Origin of the sequence: Micromonospora sp. NPDC002717 (assembly GCF_040295705.1) — a bacterium.
Classification (GTDB): domain Bacteria; phylum Actinomycetota; class Actinomycetes; order Mycobacteriales; family Micromonosporaceae; genus Micromonospora.
The window spans coordinates 1-22,804 of sequence record NZ_JBEOVW010000055.1; the positions used below are offsets into that span (position 1 = coordinate 1).

Here is a 22,804-nt window from a genome sequence, read left to right on the forward strand (position 1 = left end):
ACCGAGGCGCGGCCGTGGCCGGCCGCCGACCGGCCCCGCCGCGCGGCGGTGTCGTCGTTCGGCATCAGCGGCACCAACGCGCACACCATCATCGAGCAGGCGCCGGAGCCCGCCGCGGCGCCGGCCGCGCCGCCCGCCACGACGGCCCCGGGCGACCTCGTCGCCTGCGTCCTCTCGGCCCGCGACGACGCCGCTTTGCGCGAGCAGGCGCGCCGTCTGCGGACCCTGGCCGACGACGAGCCGGACCTGACCGTCGCCGACATCGGCCGGGCGCTCGTCACCGGCCGGACCGCCTTCGAGCACCGCGCGGTGCTGCTGCCCCGCGACCGCGACGGCCTGCTCGCCGCCCTCGACGCGCTGGCCGACGACGAGCCCTCGGCCGCCGTCGTTCGGGGGGTCGCCAGGAGCGGGCGGACCGCCGTCCTCTTCTCCGGGCAGGGCGCGCAGCGTCCCGGCATGGGTCGCGAGTTGTCCGGCGCGTTCCCGGTCTTCGCCGCCGCGTTGGACGAGGTGTGTGGGCACCTGGATCCGTTGTTGCCGCGTCCGCTGCGTGAGGTGTTGTTCGCGGAGGCGGGCACGGCCGAGGCGGAGCTGTTGGACCAGACGGTGTTCACCCAGGCCGGGTTGTTCGCCGTCGAGGTGGCGCTGTTCCGGTTGGTCGAGTCGTTCGGGGTGGTGCCGGACCTGGTGGCCGGGCACTCCATCGGCGAGATCGCGGCGGCGCACGTCGCCGGCCTGTTCAGCCTGGCCGACGCGTGCGCGCTGGTCGCGGCGCGCGGCCGGCTCATGCAGGCCCTGCCCGCCGGCGGCGGCATGCTCGCCGTGGCCGCCCCCGAGGACGCGGTGGCCGAGTCGATCGCCCCGCTCACCGACCGGGTCGGCGTCGCGGCGGTGAACGCCCCGACCGCCGTGGTGGTCTCCGGCGACGTCGAGGCGCTCGACGGGCTGGAGCGGACCTGGCGGGAGCGGGGCGTCCGCACCCGCCGGCTGACCGTCAGCCACGCCTTCCACAGCCCGCTGATGGAGCCGATGCTGGGCGAGTTCCGGCAGGTGCTCGACGGGCTGACGTACCACTGGCCCGTCCTGCCGATCGTGTCGAACCTGACCGGCCAGGTCGCCGACCCCGACGAGATCGGCACCCCCGACTACTGGGTCCGGCACGTCCGGGAGACGGTCCGGTTCGCCGACGGGGTCGCGAGCCTCCGCGAACGCAACGTGCGTACGTTCCTCGAACTGGGCCCCGACGCGGTGCTCGCCGGCATGGTGGGCGCCTGCCTGCCGGACGACGGGACCGCGTCCTCGGCGGCGGTCGTGGCGACCCTCCGCCCCGGCCGGCCCGAGCCGGTGTCGCTGGTCAACGCGCTGGCGGAGCTGCACGTCAACGGCGTGCCGGTCACCTGGACCGCGCTCCTGCCGGGCGCGACCCGCCCGGTCGACCTGCCGACGTACCCGTTCCAGCGGCAGCGCTTCTGGCCGGCCGTGGGCCGGCTGCGCGCCGGCGACGTCACCGGCGCCGGCCTCGGCGTGGCCGGGCACGGGCTGCTCGGCGCGGCCGTGGACCTGGCCGGCGACGACGAGGTCGTGCTGACCGGCCGGATCTCCCTCGCCACGCACCCCTGGCTGGCCGACCACGTCGTCTCCGGCGTGACGCTGGTCCCGGGCACGGCGCTGGTGGAGCTGGCCGTACGCGCCGGCGACGAGGTGGACCTGCCCCGGCTGCGCGACCTGACGGTGCTGGTGCCGCTGGTGCTCCCCGAGTCCGGCGGCGTACGGATCCAGGTGCGGGTGTCCGCGTCGGAGTCGCCGCAGCGTCCCGTCGCCGTCTACTCGCGCCCCGACGACGACCCGGAGGCGGGCTGGACGCAGCACGCGGAGGGCGTGCTGGAGCCGGCGACGGCGGACGAGCCCCGGTTGGCCGCCTGGCCGCCGGTTGGCGCCGCCGAGGTGGACCTGGCGGGCTGGTACCCGGCGCTGGTCGAGCACGGCCTGCGGTACGGGCCGGCGTTCCAGGGGCTGCGGCGCGTCTGGACCGGCGGTGACGACGTGTTCGCCGAGGTGGTCCTGCCGGACGACGCGGCGGCCGAGGCCGCCCGGTTCGGCGTGCACCCGGCGCTGCTGGACGCCGCCCTGCACCCGATCGGGCTGCTGCCCGGCTCCGAGGAGTCGGGTGGGCCGCGCGTGCCGTTCGCGTTCGAGGGCGTGCAGGTGCACGCCTCGGGCGCCGGCGTGCTGCGGGTGCGGTTGAGCCGCAACGGCTCCGGAGTCCGGCTGACCGCCTGCGACGAGGCGGGCGCGCCGGTGGTGTCGGTCGACTCCCTCGTCCTGCGGGAGCTGACCGGAGTGGCCACCGCCAGCGCGGCGTCCCGCTCGCTGTTCGAGGTGGCGTGGCAGGCCGAGGAGGCCGACCCGGTCGACGACGCGTCGGGCTGGGCGGTGCTGGGCGGGCCGGCCCTGCCGGGCGTCCCCGGCGGCCCCTCCGCCGAGACGATCAGGCAGTTGCGGGCCGCCATCGAGGCCGGCATCACGCCGCCGCGCCTGCTGCTGTTCACGCCGACCGGCGCGAACGCCGACGACGCCGACCCGGCGGAGACCGTACGCACGGTGACCTCCGACGTGCTGGGCCTCGTGCAGGCGTGGCTGGCGGCCGACGTGCTGGCGGACTCGAAGCTGGTGGTGCTGACCCGGGGCGCGGTGGCGGTCCGCGACGAGGACCGGGTGACCGATCTGGCGGGTGCGGCGGTGTGGGGTCTGCTGCGGTCGGCGCAGTCGGAACACCCGGGCCGCATCGTCCTGGCCGACGTCGACGACGCGATGAACCCGGGCGTGCTGGGCACCCTGGCCCGGTTCGCCGCCGACCCGGCCGGCGGCCAGCTGGTCGTCCGTTCCGGCGCGGTGTCCGTGCCCCGTCTGGTGCGTACGGTGGCGCCCGCGCCGGCCGACGGTCCGGTGGTGGGCGACGGCGCGGTGCTGGTGACCGGTGGTACGGGTGCGCTGGGCGCGTTGGTGGCGGAGCACCTGGTGTCGGTGCACGGGGTGCGGTCGCTGGTGCTGGCGTCGCGGCAGGGACCGTCGGCCGAGGGCGCTGGCGAGCTGTCGGAGCGGTTGACGGCGTTGGGCGCGTCGGTGCGGGTGGTGGCGTGTGACGTGACGGACCGGGACCAGGTGTTCGGCCTGGTCGGTGAGGTCACCGCCGAGGGTCGGCTGGCGGGTGTGGTGCACACGGCTGGTGTGTTGGACGACGGTGTGGTTGAGGGGTTGACCGCGGAGCGGCTGGCTGGGGTGTTGGCGCCGAAGGTGTCGGCGGGCTGGTGGCTGCACGAGGCGACGGCGTCCCTGGATCTGGATTTGTTTGTGGTGTTCTCGTCGGTGGCGGGGGTGTTGGGTTCGCCGGGTCAGTCGGCGTACGCGGCGGGTAACGCGTTCCTGGACGGGTTGGCGGTGTATCGGCGGCAGCTCGGGTTGCCGGCGGTGAGCCTGGCGTGGGGCATGTGGGACACCGCCGGCATGGCCGCGTCGATCGGCGGCACCGACCGGGCCCGCACGGCGCGCGCCGGACTCCGGCCGATGAACGCCCGCACCGGCCTCGAACTGTTCGACGCCGCCGCGGGGGCGGAGCGGGCGGTGCTGGTGCCGGCCGTGATCGACGTACCCGCGCTGCGGGCGGCGGCCTCCGGTGCGGTCGTACCGCCGATGCTGAGCAACCTGGTCGACGTGGCGACGACCCGCCGCCGGGCCGGGCAGGGCGGTGGCGGCTGGGCCGACCGGCTCGCCGGCCTCAGCGCGGAGGACGGCCTCGCGCAGGTGGACCAGCTGGTGCGCGGCCTGGTCGCGCAGGTGCTGGGGCACGGCGGCGCCGAGGCGGTGCCGGCGGACCGGGCGTTCCGGGACCTGGGCTTCGACTCGCTGACCGCCGTCGAGCTGCGCAACCGGGTGAACGGCGCGACGGGCCTGCGGCTCACCTCCACCCTGGTGTTCGACTACCCGTCGCCGCAGGTCCTGGCGGCCCACGTGTACGCCGAACTCGTCGGCGGCCGGCTCGGCGCCGTTGCCTCCGACGAGCCGACGGTCGGCGACGCCGCCGAGCCGATCGCCATCGTGGGCATGGCCTGCCGCTACCCCGGCGGGGTCGAATCCCCCGACGAGCTGTGGAAGCTGGTCAGCACCGGCGGGGAGGGCATCGGCGAGTTCCCGGCCGACCGGGGTTGGGACCTGGAGTCGCTGTACGACCCGGATCCCGACCACGCCGGCACCTCGTACACCCGGCACGGTGGCTTCCTGTACGGGGCCGCCGAGTTCGATCCCGGGTTCTTCGGCATCTCGCCGCGCGAGGCCCTCGCCATGGACCCGCAGCACCGGCTGCTGCTGGAGGCGTCGTGGGAGACGTTCGAGTCGGCGGGCCTGGACCCGGCGGGCCTGCGGGGCAGCCGGACCGGCGTGTTCGCGGGCGTGATCTACCACGACTACGCGACGCGGCTGATGGAGATGCCCGATGTCGAGGGCTACGTGGGGACCGGTAACTCCGGCAGCGTGCTGTCGGGTCGGGTGGCGTACACGTTCGGCCTGGAGGGGCCGGCGGTCACCGTGGACACGGCGTGCTCGTCCAGCCTGGTGGCGTTGCACCTGGCGGTGCAGGCGCTGCGCAGCGGCGAGTGCGACCTGGCCCTGGCCGGTGGCGTGACCGTCATGGCGACGCCGGGCACGTTCGTGGAGTTCTCGCGTCAGCGGGGTCTGTCGCCCGACGGCCGGTGCCGGTCGTTCGCGGCGTCGGCCGACGGCACGGGCTGGTCCGAGGGCGTCGGTGTGCTGCTGGTGCAGCGGTTGTCGGACGCGCAGCGGGAGGGGCGGCGCATCCTGGCGGTAGTGCGCGGCAGCGCGGTGAACCAGGACGGCGCGTCGAACGGGCTGACGGCGCCGAACGGCCCGTCGCAGCAGCGGGTCATCCGCCAGGCCCTGGCGTCGGCGCGGCTGTCCACGGCCGACGTCGACGTGGTCGAGGCGCACGGCACCGGCACGACGCTCGGTGACCCCATCGAGGCGCAGGCCGTGCTGGCCACGTACGGGCAGGACCGGCAGGGCCGGGAGCCGCTGTGGCTCGGCTCGATCAAGTCGAACATCGGCCACGCCCAGGCGGCGGCCGGTGTGGCCGGTGTGATCAAGATGGTCATGGCGATGCGGCATGGTCTGGTGCCGCCGACGTTGCATGTGGACGAGCCGTCGCCGCACATCGACTGGACGGCCGGTGCGGTGGCGCTGGCCACCGAGGCCATGCCGTGGCCGGCTGTGGATCGGCCGCGTCGGGCGGCGGTGTCGTCGTTCGGTATCTCCGGGACGAACGCGCATGTGATCATCGAGCAGCCGCCGGCCGAGGTGGTGGAGGGTGAGGTCGTCGTCCGGGAGCTGCCGCCGGTGGTGCCGGTGCTGCTGTCCGCCCGCGACGCGGCCGGGCTGTCGGCGCAGGCCGGCCGGTGGGCGAGCTGGCTGTCGGCGGACGAACCACGGCGCCCGGTGGATGTGGCGTGGTCGTCGGTGGCGTCGCGGTCGGTGCTGGAGCACCGGGGCGTCGTGTCCGGTGCGACCCGGGCCGAGGTGCTGGCGGGCCTCGCGGCCCTGGCGGCGGGCGAGCCGTCGGGCGGCGTGGTCGCCGGCTCCGCCGCCGTACGCGGTCAGCTCGCGGTGCTGTTCTCCGGTCAGGGCGCGCAGCGTGCCGGCATGGGCCGGGATCTGTCCGAGACGTTCCCGGTGTTCGCGACCGCGTTGGACGAGGTGTGTGCGCGGCTGGATCCGTTGCTGCCGCGTCCGTTGCGGGAGGTGTTGTTCGCCGAGGCGGGTACGGCCGAGGCGGCGTTGTTGGATCAGACGGTGTTCACGCAGGCCGGATTGTTCGCGGTCGAGGTGGCGTTGTTCCGTCTGGTGGAGTCGTTCGGCGTCGTGCCGGACATGTTGGCCGGTCATTCGATCGGTGAGATCACGGCCGCGCACGTGGCCGGTGTGTTGTCGCTGGCCGACGCGTGCGCGTTGGTGGCGGCGCGGGGTCGGTTGATGCAGGCCCTGCCGGCCGGTGGCGGGATGTTGGCGGTGGCGGCGGACGAGGCGGCGGTGGTCGAGTCGATCGCCGGCCTGACCGACCGCGTGGGCATCGCGGCGGTGAACGGGCCTGATGCCGTGGTGGTGTCCGGGGCCGTCGACGCCCTCGACGAGGCGGAGCAGTTCTGGCGGGACCGGGGAGCCCGGACCCGTCGGCTCACCGTGAGTCACGGGTTCCACAGCCCGCTGATGGAGCCGATGCTGGCCGAGTTCCGCGCGGTCCTGGACGGCCTCACCTTCGCGGCGCCGTTGCTGCCGGTCGTGTCGAACGTGACCGGTGCCCTCGCTGACGCCGACGAGATCCGCACGGTCGACTACTGGGTGCGGCACGTCCGTGAGGCGGTCCGGTATGCCGATGGCGTCTCCGCCCTGCGGGCGGCCGGTGTGGACACGTTCCTGGAGGTGGGGCCGCAGAGTGTGCTGACGGCGATGGCGGCGGACATCCTGCCCGACGACGACGCCGTGCTGGCCGTGCCGGCGCAGCGCAGGGACCGGCCCGAGGCACACGCGCTGCTGCACGCGCTCGCCGAGTTGCACGTCCACGGTGTGCCGGTGACCTGGCAGCAGTGGTTCACCGACAGCGGCGCACGGCGGGTCGACCTGCCCACGTACGCCTTCCACCGCGAGCGGTACTGGCCCGAGCCGGCCGCCCGGCCACGGACGACCGCGACCCACGGCGGCGACGCCGACTTCTGGGACGCGGTGGAACGGGCCGACCTGACCGCCCTCGCCGCCCAGTTCGGCGACGACGGCGCGGCCCTGGACGCCCTCACCCCGGCCCTGCCGGTCCTGTCGACCTGGCACCGGGCGCGGGCGCGGCGCGCGGTCGTGGACGGATGGTCGTACCGCGTCGGATGGAAGCGGACCGACCTCGCCGCCGCCCCCGGGAAGCCCGGCGCGTGGCTGCTCGTGACGGCCGAGGACGACCTCACGGACGGCCCGCGGGCGGAGGCGGTCACCAAGGCCCTCGCCGCCGTCGGCGCCGACGTGGTCCGGCTGACCGTCGACCCGGTCGGCACCGACCGGGCGGACCTCGCCCGGCGGCTGACCGACGCGCTGGCCGACGGACCGGTCGCCGGCGTGCTCTCCCTGCTCGGCCTCCGCGACCAGCCGCACCCGTCCCACCCGGCCCTGCCGGTCGGGACGGCCGCCACGCTGCTGCTGCTCCAGGCCCTGCACGACACCGGGGCGACGACCCGGCTGTGGTGCCTGACCCAGGGCGCGGTCGGCACCGGGGACGACGACACCCCGCGCGACGCCGCCCAGAGCGCGCTCTGGGGACTGGGCCGCGTGGCGGGCCTGGAGCACCCCCAGCTGTGGGGTGGCGTGGTGGACCTGCCCGACCAGGTCGACGCGACGGCCTGGGACCGGCTGGCGCGGGTGGTGACCGGCGCCGGCGACGAGGACCAGGTGGCCGTACGGCCCTCCGGGGTGTTCGTCCGGCGCCTGGTCCGGTCGGCGCCCGCCGCGCCCGACGCGGCGGAGCGCTGGCAGCCGTCCGGCACGGTGCTGATCACCGGGGGCACTGGCGCGCTGGGCGCTCACGTGGCCCGCTGGGTGGCCATCGGCGGGGCCGCGCACGTGGTCCTGACCAGCCGCCGTGGCGAGCGGGCCGCGGGCGCCGCGGAGCTGCGCGACGAGCTGACCGCGCAGGGCGTCCGGGTGTCGGTCGTCGCCTGCGACGTGGCCGACCGCGACCAGGTGGCGGCCCTGCTGGCGAGCCTGGAAGAGGACGACGCGCCGCTGACGGCCGTGGTGCACGCTGCGGGCGCCGGCGACGTCGGCATGATCGCCGAGACGGATCTGGCCGCGTTCGCCGCCGTGCTCGACGGCAAGGTCGCCGGCGCGGTGCACCTGGACGAGCTGCTCGGCGACCGGCCGCTGGACGCGTTCGTGCTCTTCTCCTCCATCGCCGGCGTGTGGGGCAGCGGCGGGCAGGCGGCGTACGCGGCGGGCAACGCCTTCCTCGACGCCCTCGCCGAGCACCGACGGGGGCGGGGCCTGGCGGCGACCTCCGTCGCCTGGGGGCCGTGGGCCGACGGCGGCATGGCCACCGGCGAGGCCGGGCAACTGCTGGCCCGGCGCGGCCTGGCGGCGATGGCACCGGCCGAGGCCGTGTACGCGATGCGGTACGCCGTCGGCCAGGCCCGGGCGGCGCTGACCGTGGCGGACGTCGACTGGGCGGTCTTCGCCCCGGCGTACGCCTCGGCCCGCCCCCGACCGCTGCTCGACGACATCGCCGAGGCCCGGGAGGCGCTCGACGGCCACGGCGAGGAGCAGCCGGGCGGTGCCGCCGACGAGCTGCGGGAGCACCTGTCCAGCCTGCCCCGCGCCGAGCAGGGCCGGCACCTGGTCGACCTGGTGCGGAACCACGCCGCGGCCGTGCTCGGCCACCAGGGCACGGACCGGGTCAAGCCGCAGCGCGCGTTCAAGGAGCTCGGGTTCGACTCGCTGACGGCGGTCGAGCTGCGCAACCGGCTCACCGGGGCCACCGGCCTGTCGCTGCCCGCCACGCTCGTCTTCGACTACCCCAACCCGGCCGTCCTCGCCGAGCACCTGCTCGACGGGTTGCTGCCCGAGGCGCGGCAGGCCGACGACGGCGACCCGGCGGAGGCGGCCGTGCGGCAGGCGCTGGCGACCATCCCGCTGGCCCGCATCCGCGAGGCCGGGCTGCTGGACCTGCTGCTCAACCTCACCGACGCCGACGGCGGCGGCGACGAGTCCACCACCGACGGGGCCCTGGACCTCGACGAGATGGACGCCGACACCCTCGTCAGGCTGGCGCTTGACGGAACCGATTCCTGACCGTTGTCCCCAGTACGGAGCTCATGATGTCTACGTCCGCAGACAAGGTCGTCGAGGCGCTTCGCGCGTCGCTCAAGGAGACGGGCCGCCTCCGTCAGCTCAACCAGCAGTTGACCGCTGCCGCCCGGGAGCCGATCGCGATCGTCGCGATGTCCTGCCGCTACCCGGGCGGCGTCGCCAGCCCGGAGCAGCTCTGGGACCTGGTGGCCTCCGGCGGCGACGCGATCGGCGGCTTCCCGACCGACCGTGGCTGGGACCTGGACAACCTGTACGACCCGGACGCCGACCGGGCCGGCCGGTCCACCACCCGCGAGGGCGGCTTCCTCTACGACGCGGCCGACTTCGACGCCGAGTTCTTCGGCATCTCGCCCCGCGAGGCCGTGGCGATGGACCCCCAGCAGCGGCTGCTGCTGGAGACGTCCTGGGAGGCGTTCGAGCACGCCGGGATCGCGCCGGCGTCCATGCGCGGACAGAAGGTCGGCGTCTTCGTCGGGACCGCCGCCAACGGCTACGGGATGGGCCCGCAGAGCGAGGCCGAGGGCACCGACGAGGGCTACCTGCTGACGGGTACGGCCACCAGCGTCGTCTCCGGGCGGATCGCGTACGCCCTCGGCCTGGAGGGCCCGGCGGTCACGGTCGACACCGCCTGCTCGTCGTCGCTGGTCGCGCTGCACCTGGCGTGCCAGGCCCTGCGGCAGGGCGACTTCGACCTGGCCCTGGCCGGCGGCGTGTGCGTCATGGCCACGCCCAGCCCCTTCGTGGGCTTCTCCCGGCAGCGGGGGCTCGCCCCCGACGGCCGGTGCAAGTCGTTCGCCGCCGCCGCCGACGGCACCGGCTGGTCCGAAGGCGTCGGCATCCTGCTGGTGGAGCGGCTGTCGGACGCGCAGCGCAAGGGACACCCCGTCCTCGCCGTGATCCGGGGCAGCGCGGTCAACCAGGACGGCGCCTCCAACGGCCTCACCGCGCCGAACGGGCCGGCCCAGCAGCGGGTGATCCGGCAGGCCCTCGCCAACGCCCGGCTGACCACGGCCGACGTGGACGCCGTCGAGGCGCACGGCACCGGCACCGTCCTCGGCGACCCGATCGAGGCGCAGGCCCTGCTCGCCACGTACGGGCAGGACCGCCCCGCCGACCGGCCGCTGCTGCTCGGCTCGATCAAGTCGAACATCGGTCACAGCCAGTCCGCCGCGGGCGTGGCCGGCGTGATCAAGATGGTGATGGCGATGCGGCACGGGCTCATCCCGTCCACCCTGCACGTGGACGAGCCGACGCCGAAGGTGGACTGGTCGGCCGGCGAGGTGTCGCTGGTGACCGAGGCCCGGCCATGGCCGGTGACCGACCGTCCCCGGCGGGCGGCGGTCTCGTCGTTCGGCATCTCCGGCACCAACGCGCACACCATCCTGGAGGAGCCGCCCACCCCCGACGCCGACGGCGCGCCCGCCGCCGACGCCGGCCCCGCGCCCGCCGCCGCCCTGCCGGCGGTGCCCGTGCTGCTGTCCGCCCGGTCGGAGGCCGCGCTGGCCGCGCAGGCCGGGCGCTGGGCCCGGTGGCTGGACGCCGACGAGGCCCTCCGCCCGGTCGACGTCGGCTGGTCGTCGGTGGTGTCGCGGTCCGCGCTGGAGCACCGCGCGGTACTCACCGCCGCCGACCGCGAGGACCTGCTGGCCGGGCTGCGCGCCCTCGCCGCCGGGCAGCCGTCGGGCGCGGCGGTCGCCGGGCAGGCGGCCGACCGCGGCCCGCTCGCAGTGCTCTTCTCCGGGCAGGGCGCGCAGCGCGCCGGCACGGGCCGGGAGCTGTACGAGGCGTTCCCCGTCTTCGCGGCGGCGTTGGACGAGGTGTGCGCGCAGCTCGACCCGCTGCTGCCGCGCCCGCTGCGGGAGGTGCTGTTCGCCCCGGAGGGCTCCGCCGAGGCGGAGCTGCTGGACCAGACCGCCTTCACCCAGGCGGGCCTGTTCGCCGTCGAGCTGGCGCTGTTCCGCCTCGTGGAGTCGTACGGTGTGGTGCCGGACTTCGTGGGCGGCCACTCGATCGGTGAGATCGCCGCCGCGCACGTGGCCGGCGTGCTGTCCCTCGGCGACGCGTGCGCGCTGGTGGCGGCGCGGGGCCGGCTGATGCAGGCCCTGCCGTCCGGCGGCGGCATGCTGGCGGTGGCGGCGGACGAGGCCGCGGTGGTCGAGTCGATCGCCGGCCTGACCGACCGGCTCGGGATCGCGGCCGTGAACGGGCCGACCTCGGTCGTGGTGTCCGGCGCCGTCGAGTCTCTCGACGAGGTCGAGCGGCTCTGGCGGGACCGGGGCGCGCGGACCCGCCGGCTGCGGGTCAGCCACGCGTTCCACAGCCCGCTGATGGAGCCGATGCTGGCCGAGTTCCGGGCCGTCCTCGACGGGCTCACGTTCGCCGCGCCGACGCTGCCGATCGTGTCGAACCTGACCGGCGCGCTCGCCGACGCCGACGAGATCCGCACGGCCGACTACTGGGTGCGGCACGTCCGCGAGGCGGTCCGCTTCGCCGACGGGGTCGCCGCCCTGCGGGCCGCCGGCGTGGACACGTTCCTGGAGGTCGGCCCGCAGAGCGTGTTGACCGCGATGACCCGCGACGTGCTGGGCCGGCACGCCGCGGCGGACGTCAACGAGGAGACCGCGCCGGTCGCGGTGCCCGTCCTGCGCGCCGACCGTGCCGAGGCGCGGGCCCTGCTCGCCGCCCTGGCCGAGCTGCACGTCAACGGAGCCTCCGTCGACTGGCCGGCCGTCTACGCGGGCGCCGGCGCGCGCCCCGTCGCCCTGCCCACGTACGCGTTCCAGCGGCAGCGCTACTGGCCGGAGCAGATGCCGGTGTCGGTCACCGGCCCGGTCAGCCCCGACGTGGTGGACGTCGAGTTCTGGTCCGCGGTGGAACGGTCCGACGTGGCCGCCCTGTCGGCACAGTTCGACGCCGCCGCCTTGGACGTCCTGGCCCCCGCCCTGCCCGTCCTGTCGTCCTGGCGCAAGGCGCGGCTGCGGGACGCGGTCGTCGACGGCTGGTCGTACCGGGTGGTGTGGAAGCGGACCACCGCCCCGGCGCCGGCCACCCCGGTGGGCGGCTGGCTGCTGGTCGAACCCGCCGGCGAGACGCCGGTGACGGAGTGGGCCGAGGCGCTCGCGGGCTCGCTGGCCGCCGCCGGCGGCGAGGTGTCCCGGCTGGCGGTGGACCCGCTCGCGGAGCGCGACGACGTGACCTCGCGGGTGGCCGAGGCCGTGGGGGACCGCCGGTTCTCCGGCATCGTGTCCCTGCTCGGCCTGCTGGACGCGCCGCACCCCGGCCAGCCGGCGGTGCCGCTCGGCACGGCCGCCACGATGGCGCTGGTGCAGGCCCTGCACGGCGCGGACGTCGCGGCGCCGTGGTGGACGGTCACCAGCGGCGCGGTCGGCACCGGGGACGGCGACCCGGTCCGCAGCGTCGCCCAGGGCGGCCTGTGGGGCCTGGCCCGGGTCGCCGGGCTGGAACACCCGCAGCTCTGGGGCGGCCTGGTCGACCTGCCCGACGGGCCCGACCGGGCCGACTGGGACCACATGGTCGGCGTCCTGACCGGCGGCGGCCACGAGGACCAGGTCGCCGTACGACCCTCCGGCGTGTTCGTGCGGCGACTCGTCCGGGCCACGCCGGCCGCCGTGGGCACGGTCGAGCGCTGGCAGCCGTCCGGCACCGTGCTGATCACCGGTGGCACCGGGGCGCTCGGCGCCCACGTGGCCCGCTGGGTGGCGGCCAACGGCGCGGCGCACGTCGTGCTGACCAGCCGCCGTGGCGACCGCGCCCCGGGGGCGGCGGAGCTGCGGGACGAGCTGACCGGGCTCGGCGCCCGGGTGACCCTGGTCGCCGCCGACATGGCCGACCGCGCCCGGGTCGAGGCGCTGCTGCGCGACGTCGACGCGGACCCGGCGCCGCTGACGGCGGTGGTGCACGCCGCCGGGGTGGGCCAGCTGAACATGCTGGCGGACACCGACCTGGCCGGGCTGGCCGAGGTGATGGACGGCAAGATCGCCGGCGCGGTGCACCTCGACGAGCTGCTGGGCGACCGGTCGCTCGACGCGTTCGTGCTGTTCTCCTCCATCGCCGGCATCTGGGGCAGCGGCGGCCAGGCCGCCTACGCCGCCGGCAACGCCTTCCTCGACGCCCTCGCGGAGCGGCGCCGGGCCCGCGGCCTGGCCGCCACCGCCGTCGCCTGGGGACCGTGGGCCGACGGCGGGATGGCCAGCGGCGAGGGACAGGAACTGCTGGCCCGGCGCGGCCTCAGCCCGATGTCCCCGGCCCAGGCCGTGTACGCGCTGCGCAGCGCGGTGGGTCGGTCCCTGCCGTCGGTGACCGTGGCGGACGTCGACTGGTCCCTGTTCACCCCGGCGTTCGCCGCCGCCCGCCCCCGCCCCCTGCTCGACGACATCGCCGAGGCCCGGGACGCCCTGCGCGTAATCGACGGGGCGCCCGAGGACGCCGCCGGCGGCGGGCTGCGGCAGCACCTGCTGACGTTGCCCCGCGCCGAGCAGGACCGGTACCTGACCGACCTCGTGCGGACGCACACCGCCGCCGTGCTCGGCCACTCCGGCACCGAGCTGGTCAAGGCGAACCGGGCGTTCAAGGAGCTCGGCTTCGACTCGCTGACCGCGGTGGAGCTGCGCAACCGGCTCGGCGCCGCCACCGGGCTCACCCTGCCCACCACCCTGGTCTTCGACTATCCGAACCCGGCCGCCCTCGCCGACCACCTGTCGGCGACGCTGCGCCTGCACGAGGTCGACACCGTCACCACCTGGGGCCCCGCCGGGCCCGTGGACGACGACCCGATCGTCATCGTCGGCATGAGCTGCCGGTACCCGGGCGGCGTCGCCAACCCGGACGACCTGTGGGACCTCGTCGCCACCGGGCGCGACGGCATCAGCGGCTTCCCCGAGGACCGGCACTGGGACATGAACCGGCTGCTGGCCGTCGACGCCGACGGCCGACCGGTGTCGCACACCCGCGAGGGCGGCTTCGTCGACGACGCCACCGCGTTCGACCCCGGGTTCTTCGGCATCTCGCCCCGCGAGGCCGTCGCCATGGACCCGCAGCAGCGGCTGCTGCTGGAGGCCTCCTGGGAGGCCATGGAGCAGGCCGGCATCGACCCCGACGAGCTGCGCGGCAGCCGTACCGGCGTCTTCGTCGGCGCCTCCCCGTCGGGCTACGGCAGCGCCGACGTCCCCGCCGAGTTGGCGGGATACCAGCTCACCGGCGGCGCACACAGCGTCATCTCCGGCCGGGTGTCGTACACCTTCGGGCTGGAGGGCCCGGCGGTCACGGTCGACACCGCCTGCTCGTCGTCCCTGGTGGCGGTGCACCTGGCCGCCCAGGCGCTGCGCGGCGGCGAGTGCGACCTGGCGCTGGCCGGCGGCGTCACCGTCATGGTGACCCCGGGCGCCTTCGTCGAATTCTCCCGTCAGGGCGGCCTCGCCCCGGACGGACGCTGCAAGTCCTTCGCCGCCGACGCCGACGGCACCGGCTGGTCGGAGGGCGTCGGCGTGCTGCTGGTCCAGCGGCTCTCCGACGCCCGGCGCGAGGGCCGCCAGGTGCTCGCCGTCATCGCCGGCAGCGCGGTCAACCAGGACGGCGCGTCCAACGGCCTCACCGCGCCGAACGGGCCGGCCCAGCAGCGGGTGATCCGGCAGGCCCTGGCCAACGCTCGGCTGACCACGGCCGACGTGGACGCCGTCGAGGCGCACGGCACCGGCACCGTCCTCGGTGACCCGATCGAGGCGCAGGCGCTGCTGGCCACGTACGGGCAGGACCGGCCGGCCGACCGGCCGCTGCTGCTCGGCTCGATCAAGTCGAACATCGGTCACAGCCAGGCCGCCGCCGGCGTCGCCGGCATGATCAAGATGGTGCAGGCGATGCGGCACGGCCTGCTCCCGCCGACCCTGCACCTCGACGAGCCGACCCCCCACGTGGACTGGTCCGCCGGCGCGGTGTCCCTGCTGACCGAGGCCCGCCCCTGGCCGGCCGTGGACCGGCCGCGTCGGGCCGCCGTGTCGTCGTTCGGCATCAGCGGTACGAACGTCCACCTCATCCTGGAACAGCCGCCCGCCCCGCCCGCCGGGGACGAGCCCGATGCCGGCGGCGTACCGTCCCGGACGCCGTCGGTGGTGCCGGTGCTGCTCTCGGCCCGCGACGCGGCCGGGCTGTCGGCGCAGGCCGATCGCTGGGCGGCCTGGCTGAGCGGGGACGCGACCCCGCGCCCGGTGGATGTGGCGTGGTCGTCGGTGGCGTCGCGGTCGGTGCTGGAGCACCGGGCCGTCGTGTCCGGCACGGCCCGGGCCGAGCTGCTGGCGGGCCTGGAAGCCGTGGCGGCGGGCGAGCCCGCGGCCGGTGTGGTCGTCGGCGCTGCCGGGCAGCGGGGTCAGCTCGCGGTGCTGTTCTCGGGTCAGGGCGCGCAGCGTGCCGGCATGGGCCGGGAGCTGTCCGAGACGTTCCCCGTCTTCGCGACCGCGTTGGACGAGGTGTGCGTGCAGCTCGATCCGTTGCTGCCGCGTCCGTTGCGGGAGGTGTTGTTCGCCGAGGCGGGTACGCCCGAGGCGGCGTTGTTGGATCAGACGGTGTTCACGCAGGCCGGGTTGTTCGCGGTTGAGGTGGCGTTGTTCCGTTTGGTGGAGTCGTTCGGTGTGGTGCCGGACTTCGTGGCCGGTCATTCGATCGGTGAGATCGCGGCCGCGTACGTGGCCGGTGTGTTGTCGCTGGCCGACGCCGCCGCGTTGGTGGCGGCGCGGGGTCGGTTGATGCAGGCCCTGCCGGCCGGCGGCGGAATGTTGGCCGTCGCCGCTTCGGAAGAGGCGGTGGTGGAGTCGATTGCCGGGCTGACGGATCGGGTTGGGATCGCGGCGGTCAACGGTCCGACGTCGGTGGTGGTGTCCGGGGCGGTCGGGGCTCTGGACGACATTGAGCGGGTGTGGCGGGAGCGGGGTGTCCGTACCCGTCGGCTCACCGTGAGTCACGGGTTCCACAGTCCGTTGATGGAGCCGATGCTGGCCGAGTTCCGTACGGTCCTGGACGGGTTGACGTTCGCGGCGCCGTTGCTGCCGGTCGTGTCGAACGTGACCGGCGCGCTCGCTGACGGCGACGAGATCCGCAGCGTTGACTACTGGGTGCGGCATGTCCGTGAGGCGGTGCGGTACGCCGACGGGGTCGCCGCGTTGCGGGCCGCGGGTGTGGACACGTTCCTGGAGGTCGGCCCGCAGAGTGTGTTGACGGCGATGGCGGCGGACATCCTGCCCGACGACGACGTGCTGGCCGTGCCGGCGCAGCGCAGGGACCGGCCCGAGGCGCACGCGCTGCTGCACGCCCTGGCCGAGTTGCACGTCCACGGTGTGCCGGTGACCTGGCAGCAGTGGTTCACCGAGAGCGGCGCGCGGCGGGTCGACCTGCCCACGTACGCCTTCCACCGGGAGCGGTACTGGCTGCCGCCGGCCGGCCAGTCGGCCGACGTCTCGGGAGCGGGCCTCGGTGTGGCGCGGCACCCGCTGCTCGGCGCGACCGTCTCGGTCGCCGGCGAGGACATGGTGGTGCTGACCGGCCGGCTGTCGGTGACGACCCACCCGTGGCTCGCCGACCACGTCGTGTCCGGTGCCGTGGTCGTGCCGGGCACGGCGCTGGTGGACCTCGTCGTGCGGGCGGGCGACGAGGTCGGCGCGTCCCGCGTCCGCGAGCTGACGGTGCTCGCCCCGCTCGTCCTGCCCGCCACCGGTGGCGGAGTGCGGGTGCAGGTCCGGGTGGGTCCCGTCGACGGGACCGGCAGCCGCTCGGTGACCGTGCACTCGCAGCCCGAGGACGACCCGGAGCCGGGCTGGACCCGGCACGCCGACGGCCTCGTCGGCGCCCCGACGGGCGACGAGCCCACCGTGGGCGCCTGGCCGCCGCCGGGAGCGGCCGAGGTGGACGTCACCGGTTGGTACGCGACGGTGGCCGAGCACGGGCTCTCCTACGGGCCCGTCTTCCGGGGTCTGCGCCGGGCGTGGACCGCGGCGGACACGGTCTTCGCCGAGGTCGCGCTCCCCGACGAGGCGGCCGGTGAGCCGACGGGCTTCGGCGTGCACCCGGCGCTGCTGGACGCCGCCCTGCACCCCGTCGGGCTGCTGCCCGCCGACGAGACGGGCGGCGGGGCCCGGGTGCCGTTCGCGTTCGAGGGCGTGCAGGTCCACGCGCTCGGGGCGCGGACGCTGCGGGTGCGCCTGACCGCGTCCGGCAGCTCCGTGCGGCTGGTCGCCGTCGACGAGACGGGCGTGCCGGTCGTGTCGGTGGACTCGCTGACGCTGCGCGAGATGACCGGGGCGGCGGCAACCCCGAACGAGGCGCACCGCTCCCTGTTCGAGGTGTCCTGGCAGCCCGAGCAGATCACCGCGCCCGACGGCGGGTACGGCTGGGCCGTCCTCGGTGACCGCCCGCTCGACGGCGCGCCGCAGCTCCCCGCGTACGCCGACGTGGCGGCGCTGGTCGCGGCCGTGACGGACGGGACCGCCGCCACCCCGGCGGCGCTGCTGCTGCCCGCCCCCGCGGCGGGACCGGAGACGGACGTGCCCGACGCGGTGCGGTCGGCGACGACGGACGTCCTCGGCGCCGTGCAGGCGTGGCTGGCCGCCGACGCCCTGGCGGACTCGCGGCTGGTCGTGGTGACCCGCGGCGCGGTGGCCGCCGGCCGGGACGACCACGTCACCGACGTGGCCGGGGCGGCGGTGTGGGGCCTGCTGCGCTCGGCGCAGTCGGAGCACCCCGGCCGGATCGTGCTGGCCGACCTGGAGCCGGACGCCGACCTGGACGCCGACGCGCTGGCCCTGCTCGCCGGCGCCGCCGACGACCCGGGCCTCGGCGGGCAGCTCGCGGTGCGGGCCGGCACGGCGCACCTGCCCCGGCTGGTCCGTGCCGCCGGCGGCGCGCCGGCCCCGGCGACCCTCGACCGGGGAACCGTCCTGGTGACCGGGGGCACCGGATCGCTGGGCGCCCTGGTGTCCGAGCACCTCGTCACCGCGTACGGCGTGCGCTCCCTCGTGCTGGTCTCCCGGCAGGGCCCGGCGGCCGCCGGCGCCGACGAGCTGGTGGAGCGGCTGACCGCGCTGGGCGCGGCCGTCCGCGTGGTGGCGGCGGACGTCACCAACCGCGTGCGGGTCGGTGAGCTGGTGCGGGCGGTCACCGCCGAGGGCCGGCTGGCCGGCGTCGTCCACACGGCCGGTGTCCTGGACGACGGCGTGGTCAGCGGGATCACCGCCGACCGGCTGGCGGACGTGCTGGCGCCGAAGGTCGCGGCGGGCTGGTGGCTGCACGAGGCGACCGCCGACCTCGACCTCGACCTGTTCGCGCTGTTCTCCTCCGTCGCCGGGGTGCTCGGCTCTCCCGGCCAGGCCGCGTACGCCGCCGGCAACGCCTTCCTGGACGCCCTCGCCCAGGTGCGGGCGCAGCGCGGGCTGTCCGCGGTCAGCCTCGCGTGGGGCATGTGGAACACCGACGGGATGGCCGCGTCGATCAACGACACCGACCGGGCCCGGGTGAGCCGGGCCGGCCTGGTTCCGATGACCGCCCAGGTCGGTCTCGGGCTGTGGGACGCCGCCCTGGCCCACGGCGGGGCGGCGCTGGTCCCGGCGGTGGTCGACCTGCCCGCCATGCGGGCGCAGACCGCCGCGGGCCGCGTACCGCCGATGCTGCGGACCCTGGTGGGAACGGCCGCGAAGCGCCGCCGGTCCGGCACCGGGGGCTGGGCGGACCGGCTGGCCGGGCTCGACCCGCAGGAGGCGCGGACGCAGGTCGCCCTGCTCGTGCGCGGCCTGGTCGCGCAGGTCCTCGGACACAACGGCGCCGACCAGGTGCCGGCCGACCGGGCGTTCCGGGAGCTGGGCTTCGACTCGCTCACCGCGGTGGAGCTGCGCAACCGCATCAACAGCGCGACCGGGCTGCGGCTCACGTCGACGCTCGTCTTCGACTACCCGACCCCCGGCGCCCTCTCCGACCACCTGTACGAGCAGCTGTCCGGCCAGGTGGCCGACGCGCAGCAGGTCGTGCGGGCGACGACCGTCGACGAGCCCATCGCCATCGTGGGCATGGCCTGCCGCTATCCGGGCGGCGTGACGAACCCGCAGCAACTGTGGGACCTGGTCGCCGCCGGGTCCGACGGCATCGGCGAGTTCCCGACCGACCGGGGCTGGGACCTCGACCGGCTCTTCCACCCCGACCCGGACAACCCCGGGACGTCGTACACCCGGCACGGCGGATTCCTGTACGGGGCGGCCGAGTTCGATCCCGGGTTCTTCGGCATCTCGCCGCGTGAGGCCCTCGCGATGGATCCGCAGCAGCGGCTGCTGCTGGAGACCTCGTGGGAGACGTTCGAGTCGGCCGGGCTGGACCCGGCGCGGCTGCGGGGCAGCCGGACCGGCGTGTTCGCCGGGCTCATGTACCACGACTACGCCTCCGGCGTGCAGGACCTGCCCGAGGGCGTGGGCGGCTACCTCGGCACCGGCACCTCCGGCAGCGTGCTGTCGGGTCGGGTGGCGTACACGTTCGGCCTGGAGGGCCCGGCGGTCACCGTGGACACTGCGTGCTCGTCCAGCCTGGTGGCGCTGCACCTGGCGGTGCAGGCGCTGCGCAGCGGCGAGTGCGACCTGGCCCTGGCCGGTGGCGTGACCGTCATGGCGACGCCGGGCACGTTCGTGGAGTTCTCGCGTCAGCGGGGTCTGTCGCCCGACGGCCGGTGCCGGTCGTTCGCGGCGTCGGCGGACGGCACGGGCTGGTCCGAGGGCGTCGGTGTGCTGCTGGTGCAGCGGTTGTCGGACGCGCAGCGGGAGGGGCGGCGCATCCTGGCGGTAGTGCGCGGCAGCGCGGTGAACCAGGACGGCGCGTCGAACGGGCTGACGGCGCCGAACGGCCCGTCGCAGCAGCGCGTCATCCGCCAGGCCCTCGCCAACGCCCGCCTGACGCCCGCCGACGTGGACGCCGTGGAGGCGCACGGCACCGGCACCACCCTCGGTGACCCGATCGAGGCGCAGGCGCTGCTGGCGACGTACGGGCAGGACCGGCAGGGGCGGGGGCCGCTGTGGCTCGGCTCCATCAAGTCGAACATCGGCCACACCCAGGCCGCGGCCGGGGCGGCCGGCATCATCAAGATGATCATGGCGATGCGGCACGGCGTGCTGCCCTCGACGCTGCACGTGGACGAGCCGTCCCCGCACATCGACTGGAGCGCCGGAGCCGTCTCCCTGCTCACCGAGGCGCGCGACTGGCCGGCGGCGAACCGTCCCCGGCGCGCGGCGATCTCGTCGTTCGGAGTCAGCGGCACCAACGCGCACGTGATCATCGAGCAGCCACCCGCCGAGGCGGAGCCCACCCGGGGCGCCGACGGGCCGGCCCGAGGCGACGAATCCGCCGCCGAGCCGGTGCCGGTGCTGCTGTCGGCCCGGTCCGAGGTGGCCGTCGCGGCGCAGGCGGACCGCTGGGCCCGCTGGATCGCCGGCGACGAGGACCTGCGCCCGGTCGACGTCGGCTGGTCGTCGGCGGTCAGCCGGGCCGTGCTGGAGCACCGCGCGGTGGTCGCCGCGACGGACCGGAACGAGCTGCTGGCCGGGCTGCGCGCCCTCGCCGCCGGGGAGTCGTCCGGCACCGTGGTCACCGGCGCGGGCACGGCACGGGCCCAGCTGGCCGTGCTCTTCTCCGGCCAGGGCGCGCAGCGCGCGGGCATGGGCCGGGAACTGGCCGCCCGCTTCCCGGTGTTCGCGGCCGCCCTGGACGAGGTGTGCGCGCAGCTCGACCCGCTGCTGCCCCGCCCCCTGCGGGAGGTGCTGTTCGCCGAGCCGGGCACGGCCGAGGCGGCGCTGCTGGACCAGACGGTGTTCACGCAGGCCGGGTTGTTCGCGGTCGAGGTGGCGTTGTTCCGTCTGGTGGAGTCGTTCGGCGTCGTGCCGGACATGCTGGCCGGCCACTCGATCGGTGAGGTGACCGCCGCGTACGTGGCGGGGGTGCTGTCGCTGGGTGACGCGTGCGCGTTGGTGGCGGCGCGGGGTCGGTTGATGCAGGCCCTGCCGGCCGGCGGCGGGATGCTCGCCGTGGCCGCCGACGAGGCAGCCGTGGTGGAGTCGATCGCCGGGCTGACCGACCGGGTGGGCATCGCGGCCGTCAACGGGCCCGCCGCCGTGGTGGTCTCCGGTGACGTCGAGGCCCTCGACGAGGTGGAGTGGACCTGGCAGGACCGGGGCGTCCGGACCCGCCGGTTGACGGTCAGTCACGCGTTCCATAGCCCGCTGATGGAGCCGATGCTCGACGAGTTCCGCGCGGTCCTGGCGGGGCTGACGTTCCGGGCGCCGCTGGTGCCGGTCGTGTCGAACCTGACCGGGGCGCTCGCCGACCCGCAGGAGATCACCCGTGCCGAATACTGGGTCCGCCACGTCCGGGAGGCCGTCCGGTACGCCGACGGCGTCAGCGCCCTGCGGGCCGCCGGGGTCGACACCTTCCTGGAGGTCGGCCCGCAGAGCGTGCTGACCGCGATGAACGCTGACCTGCTCGCCGACGACGCGCTCGCGGTGGCCGTCCAGCGCCGGGACCGGCCCGCCCCGCAGGCGCTGCTGGCCGCGCTGGCCGAACTGCACGTCCACGGCGTCCCGGTGACCTGGCCGCAGTGGTTCACCGACACCGGCGCACGCCGGGTCGACCTGCCCACGTACGCCTTCCAGCACGAGCGGTACTGGCTCGGCGCGGGGCAGGCGCGTACCGCCGACGTGTCCGGCGCCGGCCTCGGCGTGGCCGGGCACCCGCTGCTCGGCGCGGCGGTCACCGTCGCCGGCGCCGACATGGCCGTGCTGACCGGCCGGCTGTCCACGGCGACGCACGCCTGGCTCGCCGACCACGCCGTCTCCGGCGTGGTGGTCGTGCCCGGCACGGCGCTGGTGGAGCTGGCCGTGCGGGCCGGCGACGAGGTGGGCACGTCGCGGGTACGTGAGCTGACGATCGCCGCCCCGCTGGTGCTGCCCGAGACCGGCGCGGTCCGGGTGCAGGTGCGGGTCGGCGCGGCCGACGAGGCGGGCAACCGGGTCGTGGCGGTGCACTCGCAGACCGAGGGCGACCCCGAGGCCGAGTGGGTCCCGCACGCGGAGGGTGTGCTGGAGCCGGCGTCCGTCGACGAGCCGGGCGTGGGGGAGTGGCCGCCTGTCGGCGGTGTCGAGGTGGACCTGGCGGGTTGGTATCCGACGCTGGCGGAGCACGGTCTGGCGTACGGGCCGGTGTTCCAGGGGCTGCGCCGGGTGTGGACCGCCGAGGACGACGTGTTCGCCGAGGTGGTCCTGCCGGACGAGGCGGCGACGGAGGCCGCCCGGTTCGGCGTGCACCCGGCGCTGCTGGACGCGGCCCTGCACCCGATCGGGTTGCTGTTGGGCGTGGAGTCGGGTGGGCCGCGGGTGCCGTTCGCGTTCGAGGGTGTGCAGGTGCACGCGTCGGGTGCGCGGGTGCTGCGGGTGCGCCTGACGCGCACGGGCGCGGCGGTGCGGCTGGTCGCCGGTGACGAGTCGGGTGCCGCCGTGGTGTCGGTCGACTCGCTGGCGCTGCGCGAACTGACCGGCGTGGCCACGGCGAGCGCGGCGGCCCGCTCGATGTTCGAGATCACCTGGCAGGCCGAGGAGATCGCCGCCGCCGGGGACGTCTCCGGGTGGGCGCTGGTGGGCTCGTCGGTCTCCGTGGACCTGCCGGCGTTCCCGGACGTCGAGGCGCTCGTCGTGGCCGTCGACGCCGGTCAGGTGGCCGCGCCGAAGGGGCTGGTGCTGCCGGTCGACGCGGCGGCTGTCGCCGTCCCGGACGCGGTACGCGAGACCGCGTCGGCCGTGCTGGCGACCGTGCGGTCGTGGCTGGCTGCCGACGTGCTGGCGGATGCGCGGCTGGTGGTGGTGACCCGGGGTGC

The 22,804-nt window shown here is 75.9% G+C and carries 2 protein-coding genes; both read left to right on the forward strand.

Annotated features, from left to right (window positions below):
• Nucleotides 1–8,889, forward strand: an 8,889-nt coding sequence (locus ABT006_RS33910) for a type I polyketide synthase (RefSeq protein WP_350712561.1), incomplete at its 5' end; no start/stop codon positions are given.
• Between the two features lie 26 nt (nt 8,890–8,915).
• Nucleotides 8,916–22,804, forward strand: a 13,889-nt coding sequence (locus ABT006_RS33915) for a type I polyketide synthase (RefSeq protein WP_350712562.1), incomplete at its 3' end; no start/stop codon positions are given.